The organism is Cupriavidus sp. FW305-27 (genome assembly GCF_058787995.1).
In genome coordinates, this window is sequence record NZ_JBYTAG010000056.1 from 38,828 (window position 1) to 47,701 (window position 8,874).

The following is an 8,874-nucleotide window of genomic DNA, read 5'->3' on the forward strand; positions in this document are numbered from 1 at the left end:
GCGACATCCCGGCCGCGATCAGAAGGCAGTTCGACGGCAATCATAGCGAACGAGGGGCAGATCCGTCATGCAGATCCGTGCATTGCATCGCCGTCGCCTGGTGCTGGGCGGCGCCGCGGCCATGCTGCTGGCCGGCCGCACCGGCGCACAAGCGCGCAGCAACGGCCCGCTGGTGCTGGTCGTGCCGTTTGCGCCAGGCGGCGTGGTCGACAAGACCGCGCGCGCAGTCCATGTTGGCCTCGGACGCCGGCTCGGCCAGACCGTGGTGATCGAGAACCACGACGGCGCCGGCGGCACCATCGGCACGGGCATCGTGGCGCGCAGCAAGGCCAACGGCCACACCATCGGCCTGGTCTATGACTCGTATGCGACCGAGCCGCTGGCCTACCCGAACCTGCCTTACCGCGCCGGGCGTGATCTCACCGGCGTGTCGTATATGGTGCGCGCGCCAATGGCGCTGGTGGTGCCGGCCGCGTCGCCGTGGCGCACGCTGCAGGACTATGTGCGGGCGTGCCGACAATGGCGCGAGGTGTCTTATGCCTCCGTGGGTGTCGGCAGTTCCAACCACCTGACCGCCGAATGGTTCCACCAGGCCGCCGGCACCCATGGCCTGCACGTGCCGTTCCGCGGCGGCGCCCCGGCACTGAAGGACCTGCTGGGCGGCCATGTCGATTCGATGTTCGCCAGCCTGCCGCTGGTGCTGGCGCAACTGCAGGCCGGCAAGCTGCGGGCGCTCGCGGTCAGCTCTTCTGCGCGCAATCCGCATCTGCCGACAGTGCCCACGCTGGCCGACACCTGGCCGGGCCTGGTCACCTATTCCTGGGTCGGCATGATCGCGCCGGCCGGCACGCCGGCCGCGCAGCTCGACCGCCTGGCCGCCGCAGTCAGCCAGACGCTGCGCGAAGCGGCCGTCACGCAGTACCTGTACGACAATGGCTTTGAAGTCGTGGCCAGCGGACGCGAGGCGATGAATGCACTGGTCGCTTCCGAAGCGGCGCGCTGGGCGGAACTGGCGCGGCAACGCACGCTGGCGCTGAGCTAGCGCGATGCCTAGTGCGCCTGCGGCTCGTCCCGTGCAGCTTCCGCAGCCGGGCGTGCCGCCGTCGGCGCCGACGGTGCGCCGGTGATCTTCGGCACGCACTCGCCACGGAACCAGGCCACCGTGACCGCCTCGCCCGCCAGCAGGCGCTTGACGGGCGGCACCACTTGCTCGCCGATCAGCATGCCCAGCAAGCCGATCAGCGCCACCACCGGCGGCGCCGGCGAGCGCACCTGCAGCAGTGCATAGATGATGCCGACCAGGATACCGGCGGCCAGTGATACCAGATAGAGCTTCATTGCGTTCTCCCTGAAATGATTGGTGGTGCCGCGCGGGCTTCAGCGCGCAAAGTGCGGCGCAATGCCGGCATCCACGTTGATCCATACCGAGCGCGACTCGGTGTAGCCGTGCATCGCCTCGAACCCCATGTCGCGCCCGTAGCCGGATTCACCCACGCCGCCGAAGGGGCTGCCCGGATGGACGCGCTTGTAGCAGTTGACCCAGCACATGCCGCCGCGGATATCGCGCGCGAGGCGGTGCGCGCGGGCCAGGTCGCGCGTCCATAGCCCGTTGCCCAGCCCGTATTGCGTGGCGTTGGCGATGGCCAGCGCCTGCTCGTCGCTGGCAAAGCGCAGCACCGTGACGACCGGGCCGAAGACCTCCTCCTGGGCGATGCGGTCCTGCGGGCGCGCAGCGACCACAGTGGGCTCGACATAGAAGCCCTGGCGCAGGCCGGGGTCGGCAGGGGCCTTGCCTCCGGCCAGCACGGTGCCGCCCTGGGCCTGTGCCATCTCCACAGACTCCAGCACGCGGTCGCGGTGGGCGGCCGAGGTCAGCGGCCCCATCTCGGTGGCAGGGTCGGCCGGATCGCCCACGCGGATCGATTGCGCCAGCGCCACGAAGCGCTCGAGGAAGGCATCGGCGATGTCCTCATGCAGCAGCAGGCGCGAGCCGGCGATGCAGGCCTGGCCCTGGTTGTGGAAGCTGGCCCAGGCCGCGCCCGCCACGGCGGTATCCAGGTCGGCATCGGCAAAGACGATATTGGCGCCCTTGCCGCCCAACTCTAGCTGGATGCGCTTGAGGTTGCCGCGCGAGGCCTCGACGATGCGCCGGCCGGTGGCAGTGGACCCCGTGAAGGCGATCTTGTCCACGTCGGGATGATTGGCCAGCCGCTGCCCGGCCACGTTGCCGAAGCCGGGCACGACGTTGATCACGCCCGGCGGGAAACCGACGTCAGCCGCCAGCGCCGCCACGCGCAGCGCGGACAGCGGCGTCAGCTCCGACGGCTTGAGCACCACCGTATTGCCCGCCGCCAGTGCCGGCCCCAGCTTCCAGCCGGTGAACATCAGCGGGAAGTTCCACGGCACGATCTGCCCCACCACGCCGACCGGGGTCCGTTGCACATAGTTGAGAAAACCGGGTTCGACCGGCACCACGGTGCCTTCGATCTTGTCGGCCATGCCCGCGAAGTAACGGAAGCACGCGGCGGTGCGCGGTACGTCGAGGCCGCGCGCATCGCGGATGGGGTGGCCGGTGTCGGCGCTTTCGAGTTCGGCCAGACCCGTGTCGGCCTCGATGGCGTCGGCCAGCCGTGCCAGCAGCCTGCCGCGTTCGCCGGCGGCGAGGCGCGACCATGCGGGAAAGGCGCGGCGTGCCGCGGCCACGGCGCGGTCGATATCGAGCTGCGCGCCCGCGGTCACGCGCGTGATCAGGCTGCCGTCGTGCGGATTGACGACGTCGAGGGTGTCCCCGTCAAGGGCGTCGACGAAGCGGCCGTCGATAAACAGCTGGTTGTGCATGGGGGGTCCTTGGGGATGAGGGACGCGTAGGTGGCAGGGTGGCGGCATTGCCTGAAGGGCGGTGTCGGTGCGCCACGCCTGCCCTCACCCCTGCCCCGCTCCCGCAAGCGGGAGAGGGGAGTTCCGCAGCGGCAGATCGGAAGGCCGTCGCTATGGCTTGCTTATTCCAGAGGCCGCCCCGCTGCCAGCAGGTGCCGCACCCGCGGCGGCCCTTCGCCGGTGTGGAAGCGCGCGACCTCGCGCTGCAGGTCTGCGTCCGCGTGCGGCACGCGCTCGTGCTGGCGCAGGTGCTCGGCCCAGGATTCGACCAGGAACCACTCGGTGTAGGCCTCGGCATCGGCCGGGTCCTCCATCACGCCCCAGTTGAACGCGCCGTCGCGCAGCCGTTCCTCGGACAGCTTGTGGATGGCTTGCAGGAAGCCTTGGCGGTCGGCCGCGCGCACGCGGTATTCGATCAGGATCATCACCGGGCCGCGGTCGTGCGCCACCTCCTCGGCGGCTTCGGGCGCTGGCCAGTGCCGTGCCGGGCCCAGGTCTTCCTCGCCACGCGGCAGCTTGACGCGGTGCATGACGAAGGCGGCCACGCACAGCGCGGCCGCGGCGATCATCAGCGCCGCCGGAGTGCCCAGCCCCTGCGCGACAAAGCCCCACACCAGGCTGCCCAGCGCCATGGCGCCGTTGAACACCATCTGGTAGACCGCCAGCGCGCGGCCGCGCACCCAGTTGGGCAGGATCGCCTGGGCCGTGCCGGCCAGCGTGGTCAGCGCCAGGATCCACGCGGCGCCAAGCAGCAGCAGCGCCAGCATGGCGGCCCATGCCGGCGGCGCCACCGACAGCACCGCCATCACCGCGGCGGTAGCCAGTGCCGCGGCCAGCATCAGCTGGTCCAGGTCCAGCCGTTTCTGCAGGCGCGGCATCACCAGCGCGCCCAGGATCGCACCCACGCCGACCGCGCCAAGCAGCATGCCGTACAGCGATGCGCCGCCGTGCAGCATCTGGCGCGCCACCAGCGGCAACAAGGCCCAGATGCTGCTGCCCAGCGCGAAGTAGCAGGCCGCGCGCAGCAGCACCACATGGAGCTTGCTGTGCGCCCTGGCAAAACGCACGCCGGCGCGGAAAGCACCGAAGAAATGCTCGCGCAGCGGGTCTTCGGCGCGTGCCGGGCGCTTCCACCACAGCAGCGCGGCAATCACGAACAGATAGCTGGCCACGTCCGCGCCATAGGTCGCCGCCGCGCCGAACGCGGCCAGCAACAGGCCGCCCGCGGCCGGCCCGATGGCGCGCGCGATATTGACGCCCAGCGAGTTCAGCGCCACCGCCGGCTTCAGTTCACCGGCCGGCACCAGTTCCGGCACGATCGACTGCCAGGTCGGCCCCATCATCGCGGTGCCGATGCCGCCCAGGAAAGCCAGGCCGATCAGCAGCTCGATGGTCAGCCCGTCCTGCCATGCCAGCAGCATCAGCGAACCGCTGACCATTGCCAGCCCCACCTGGATCACGATCAGGAAGCGGCGGCGGTCGAGGATGTCAGACAGCACGCCGGCGGGAATCGCCAGCAGGAACACCGGCAGCGTGCCGGCCGCCTGGATCATGGCGACCGCGGCGGGCGAGCCCGACAGGTCAGTCGCCAGCCAGGCGCTGGCCACATCGCGCATGAAGCTGCCGATATTGCCCAGCACCGTCGCCGCCCACAGCACGGCGAAGGTGCCATGCGCCAGCGGCGCGAAGCTGCCGCCGGCCGGCGCGGCGGCACCGGGGATCGGCGCGGGCTTGGCGGCCGGGCTCATGCCTGGCCCCTGCCCGCGCGGCGTTGCCGCAGGTCTTCCCAGGCGACCAGGCAAAGGCCGCCGGCCAGCGCGATATGCTCGAAGAAGGCGTTGGCCTGCCCGAAGCGTGCATCCGGCGGCGCCTGCCAGAAGCGGTTGGCGACAAAGGTTGCCAACAAGGTGAAGACGGCCAGCGCCAGCGCGCCCAGCCACCGCAGCCGCCCGCTCAGCATCAGCGCGGCCGCGCCCAGTTCCAGCACGATCACGGCCGCTGCCAGCGGCGCGGCCGGCGCCAGGCCGAAGTGCTGCATCTCGGCGATGGCGGCACCGAAGTCAGCCGCCTTGACCAGTCCACCCTGCAGGTAGGGCGCGGACAGTGCCAGCAGCGCCAGCCAGCGCAGCCAGGCCGAGGGCGCGCCGGGCGTGGTCGCCGCGCGCGCCGTGGGGCGGATGGGATGGGCAGTCATGGTCGGGTCTCCTGGTATCGGCAACGCAGCGGCATCAGAACGCCCAGCATGAGCAACCCAGCGCGCCCCAGAACGTACTCTCGTCCGAGGTGGGCACGCCGGCCGTCCAGGCCCTGGCATGCGCATGGCCGTGCACGCCGCATGAACTGGCACAGCCGCAGGCTGTGTTCAAGGCCAGCTTTTGGGCTTGCGGGCGCGGCTGGTAGCCGCCCGCGTGGCGCACCGGCGACCAGTCCGGCATGGCCGGCGGGATGGCGGGCGACAGCTTGCCGAAGTCGCCGTCGCCATAGACCACTTCGCCGCCGAGGATGGTCAGCACCGAGGTGATGTCCTGGATCTCGTCGCCCGGCACGCTGAAGTAATCCGCGGACAGCACCGCCAGGTCGGCCAGCTGGCCCGCCTTGATCTGGCCCTTCTTGCCGGTTTCGGACGAGAACCAGGTATTGGCCTCGGTCCACAGCCGCAGCGCGGTCTCGCGGTCGAGCAGGTTGGCCTGCGGGTACATCGACATGCCGCCCACGGTCTTGCCGGTGGTCAGCCAGTACAGCGACACCCACGGGTTGTAAGAGGCCACGCGCGTGGCATCGGTGCCGGCGCCGACCTTGACGCCCTTCTCCAGCATTTTCTTCACCGGCGGCGTCGCCTCGGCCGCGCGTGCGCCGTAGCGCTCGACAAAGTACTCGCCCTGGTAGGCCATCCGGTGTTGCACCGCGATGCCGCCGCCGAGTGCGGCGATGCGGTCGATATTGCGGTCGGAGATGGTCTCGGCGTGGTCGAAGAACCAGTTCAGGCCGTTGAACGGGACGTCCTTGGCCACCTTTTCATAGACATCGAGCGCACGGGAGATGGTCTGGTCGTAGGTGGCATGCAGCCTCCACGGCCAGCGCTTCTCCGCGAGCAGGCGGATCACCGGCTCCAGGTCGGCCTCCATCGACGGCGCCATCTCGGGGCGCTCGACGCGGAAGTCCTCGAAGTCGGCAGCGGTGTAGACCAGCATCTCGCCGGCGCCATTGTGGCGGTAGAGGTCGTCGCCCTGGCCAGGCTTCACCCTGGAGGCCCAGGTCTTGAAATCGCTGAGCTCTTCCTTGGGCTTCTGCGTGAACAGGTTGTAGGCCAGGCGCACCGTGAGCTGCCCGGCCTGGTGCAGTTCCTCGATGATGCTGTAGTCCTCCGGGTAGTTCTGGTAGCCACCGCCGGCGTCGATCACGCCGGTGACACCCAGCCGGTTGACCTCGCGCATGAAATGCCGCGTGGAGTTCTTCTGGTATTCAGGCGGCAGCTTCGGGCCCTTGGCCAGCGTGGCGTAGAGGATGGTGGCGTTGGGCCTGGCCAGCAGCAGGCCGGTGGGATTGCCGCGCGCATCCCGCGCGATCTCGCCGCCGGGCGGGTTCGGGGTGTCCTTGTTGTAGCCCACCGCGCGCAGCGCGGCGCCGTTCAGGATGGCGCGGTCGTACAGGTGCAGGATGAAGACCGGGGTGTCGGGCGCCACGGCATTCAGTTCCTCGATGGTGGGCAGCCGCTTCTCGGCGAACTGGTGCTCGGTGAAGCCGCCCACCACCCGCACCCATTGCGGCGCTGGCGTGCGCGCGACCTGTTCCTTCAGCATGCGCATGGCGTCGGCGAGCGAGCGCACGCCGTCCCAGCGCAGCTCCATGTTGTAGTTCAGGCCGCCGCGGATGATATGCATATGGCTGTCGATCAGCCCGGGAATGGCGCGCCGGCCATTCAGGTCGACCACCTTGGTCTGCGCGCCGGCCAGCTTCATGATGTCCTGGCGCGTGCCGACGGCGACGAAACGCCCGTCGCGGATCGCAACGGCGTCCGCCTGCGGCCTGGACTTGTCGAGCGTGGCGAACTTGCCGTTGACGAGAATGAGGCTGGGCTGGCTGCCAGGCGGCATGGCGAAGGTCTCCGAGAGCGGCGCCGCGCCGAGCGCGGCGGCCGAGGCGATAAATTGCCGGCGGGTGACTGACATCGGGCTCAGGCCTTCAGGAAGGCCAGCAGGTCGGCGTTGACCTGGTCGGCATTGACCACGCACATGCCGTGCGAAGCGCCCGGATACACCTTGAGGGTCGCGCCCTTGACCAGTTCCACCGACCGCTTCGCCGCAGCGTCGATAGGCACGATCTGGTCGTCATCGCCATGCAGGATCAGCGTGGGCACGTCGAACTTCTTCAGGTCCTCGGTGTAGTCCACTTCCGAGAATTCCCTGATGCAGGCGTACTGGCCCACGATGCCGCCGGCCATGCCCTGCGCCCAGAAGGCATCGATGGTGCCTTGCGAGACCTTGGCGCCGGGGCGGTTGAAGCCGAAGAACGGCGTCGCCAGGTCCTGGTAGAACTGCGAGCGGTTGTCGGCCACGCCCTTGCGGATGCCGTCGAACACATCGATCGGCAGCCCGCCGGGGTTGGCCGCGGTCTTGAGCATGATCGGCGGCACCGCGCCGATCAGCACCGCCTTGGCGACACGGCCGGTGCCATGGCGGCCGATGTAGTGCGCCACCTCGCCGCCACCGGTGGAATGCCCCACCAGCGTGGCATCGCGCAGGTCCAGCGCGTCCAGCAGCGCGGCCAGGTCGTCGGCGTAGGTGTCCATGTCGTTGCCCTGCGCCGGCTGGTCCGATCGCCCGTGGCCGCGGCGGTCATGGGCGATCACCCGGAACCCCTGCTGCACCAGGAACAGCATCTGCGCGTCCCACGCATCGGCATTGAGGGGCCAGCCGTGGGAGAAGACCACGGGCTTGCCACTGCCCCAGTCCTTGTAGAAGATCTGCGTGCCGTCCTGCGTCGTAATGGTGGTCATGATGGGACTCCTGGATGCAATCAAGGGATCGGGTGAGCTTGCGGCTGGTTCAGTGCCGGCTCAGCGGGCAGGCACGGCGGCCAGTGCCTCATGCGGCGTGGCGGTGCGCTGCGCGGCCTTGTGGACCATGGTGTAGGCGTAGTCCACCCCCATACCGTAGGCGCCCGAGTGCTCCTTGACCAGTTTCATCACCGCGTCATACGTGTCGCGGTGGGCCCAGTCGCGCTGCCATTCCAGCAGCACCTGCTGCCACGTGACCGGCACCACGCCGGCCTGGACCATGCGCTGCATGGCGTAGTCGTGGGCTTCCTTCGAGGTGCCGCCGGAGGCATCGGCCACCATGTAGATCTCATAGTCGCCTTCGGCCATGGCGCAAAGGGCAAAGCTGTTGTTGCAGACCTCGGTCCACAGGCCGGACACCACCACCTTCTTGCGACCGTTGGCCTTGAGGGCGTCACGCACCTTCTGGTCGTCCCAGGAGTTCATCGAGGTGCGCTCCAGCAGCTTGTGGTCCGGGAACACATCCAGCAGTTCCGGGTAGGTGAAGCCCGAGAACGACTCCGTTTCCACCGTGGTGATGGTGGTCGGGATATTGAAGATCTTCGCCGCCTTGGCCAGGCCAACGGTGTTGTTCTTCAGGGCCTGGCGGTCCATCGACTGCACCCCGAAGGCCATCTGCGGCTGGTGGTCGATAAAGATCAGCTGGCTGTTTTGCGGGGTCAGGACTTCGAGCTTGGGGTTCGTCATGATGATCTCCGGTCAGGGGGCGCCTGGATAGGCTGTGAAGTTAGTTATTGCTACCGCTGTATTCGTTCACCAGTGGTGTTCGCCTGGGGTGTGTGCATAGTAGGCAAGGCGCCGTGCACTGACTACGTAGCAAAGTCCGAGGACAGTGTTCGCGATTTGCGAATAATCGGGAGATGCAGTCGGGCGGCGGGCCGTGGCGGGAAATGGCGAGCGTGAGGGCGCTGCCCAGCGCTGCGGGGTGGGTACTGCCAGAG

The 8,874-nt window shown here is 68.9% G+C and carries 8 protein-coding genes; 1 reads left to right on the forward strand and 7 read right to left on the reverse strand.

Annotated features, from left to right (window positions below; translation table 11 throughout):
- The first annotated feature begins 67 nt into the window (after positions 1–67).
- Positions 68–1,042 (forward strand): tripartite tricarboxylate transporter substrate-binding protein, encoded by a 975-nt coding sequence (locus AC3WRI_RS24225; RefSeq protein ID WP_010812821.1) that lies wholly within the window; start codon positions 68–70, stop codon positions 1,040–1,042.
- An 8-nt stretch (positions 1,043–1,050) separates the two neighbouring features.
- Here AC3WRI_RS24225 and AC3WRI_RS24230 read toward each other — a convergent pair whose 3' ends face one another.
- From AC3WRI_RS24230 to AC3WRI_RS24260, 7 genes are all read right to left on the reverse strand, one after another.
- Positions 1,051–1,338 (reverse strand): XapX domain-containing protein, encoded by a 288-nt coding sequence (locus AC3WRI_RS24230; protein WP_010812820.1) that lies wholly within the window; start codon positions 1,336–1,338, stop codon positions 1,051–1,053.
- 39 nt (positions 1,339–1,377) lie between these two features.
- Positions 1,378–2,838: an aldehyde dehydrogenase family protein gene (locus tag AC3WRI_RS24235; protein ID WP_011617551.1), complete on the reverse strand. Its 1,461-nt coding sequence runs from the start codon at positions 2,836–2,838 to the stop codon at positions 1,378–1,380.
- A gap of 161 nt (positions 2,839–2,999) precedes the next feature.
- Positions 3,000–4,625, reverse strand: a complete 1,626-nt coding sequence (locus tag AC3WRI_RS24240; RefSeq protein WP_011617552.1) for an MFS transporter — start codon at positions 4,623–4,625, stop codon at positions 3,000–3,002.
- Complete coding sequence (locus tag AC3WRI_RS24245; protein ID WP_010812817.1) at positions 4,622–5,071, reverse strand: DoxX family protein; 450 nt, start codon at positions 5,069–5,071, stop codon at positions 4,622–4,624. The genes AC3WRI_RS24240 and AC3WRI_RS24245 overlap by 4 nt, the downstream gene beginning before the upstream one ends.
- Positions 5,072–5,105: 34 nt before the next feature.
- Complete coding sequence (locus AC3WRI_RS24250) at positions 5,106–7,046, reverse strand: amidohydrolase (RefSeq protein WP_011617553.1); 1,941 nt, start codon at positions 7,044–7,046, stop codon at positions 5,106–5,108.
- Between the two features lie 5 nt (positions 7,047–7,051).
- Positions 7,052–7,873 carry an alpha/beta fold hydrolase gene (locus AC3WRI_RS24255; RefSeq protein WP_010812815.1) on the reverse strand — a complete coding sequence of 274 codons (822 nt, stop codon included), beginning with the start codon at positions 7,871–7,873 and terminating at the stop codon, positions 7,052–7,054.
- Between the two features lie 60 nt (positions 7,874–7,933).
- On the reverse strand, positions 7,934–8,620 hold the full coding sequence (locus AC3WRI_RS24260; RefSeq protein ID WP_010812814.1) for a hydrolase: 687 nt from the start codon (positions 8,618–8,620) through the stop codon (positions 7,934–7,936).
- Positions 8,621–8,874: the final 254 nt, after the last annotated feature.

Coding starts and splice junctions, on each gene's coding strand:
- AC3WRI_RS24225 (WP_010812821.1), top strand. CDS start 68: ATGCAGATCCGTGCATTGCATCGCCGTCGCCTGGTGCTGGGCGGCGCC.
- AC3WRI_RS24230 (WP_010812820.1), bottom strand. CDS start 1,338: ATGAAGCTCTATCTGGTATCACTGGCCGCCGGTATCCTGGTCGGCATC.
- AC3WRI_RS24235 (WP_011617551.1), bottom strand. CDS start 2,838: ATGCACAACCAGCTGTTTATCGACGGCCGCTTCGTCGACGCCCTTGAC.
- AC3WRI_RS24240 (WP_011617552.1), bottom strand. CDS start 4,625: ATGAGCCCGGCCGCCAAGCCCGCGCCGATCCCCGGTGCCGCCGCGCCG.
- AC3WRI_RS24245 (WP_010812817.1), bottom strand. CDS start 5,071: ATGACTGCCCATCCCATCCGCCCCACGGCGCGCGCGGCGACCACGCCC.
- AC3WRI_RS24250 (WP_011617553.1), bottom strand. CDS start 7,046: ATGTCAGTCACCCGCCGGCAATTTATCGCCTCGGCCGCCGCGCTCGGC.
- AC3WRI_RS24255 (WP_010812815.1), bottom strand. CDS start 7,873: ATGACCACCATTACGACGCAGGACGGCACGCAGATCTTCTACAAGGAC.
- AC3WRI_RS24260 (WP_010812814.1), bottom strand. CDS start 8,620: ATGACGAACCCCAAGCTCGAAGTCCTGACCCCGCAAAACAGCCAGCTG.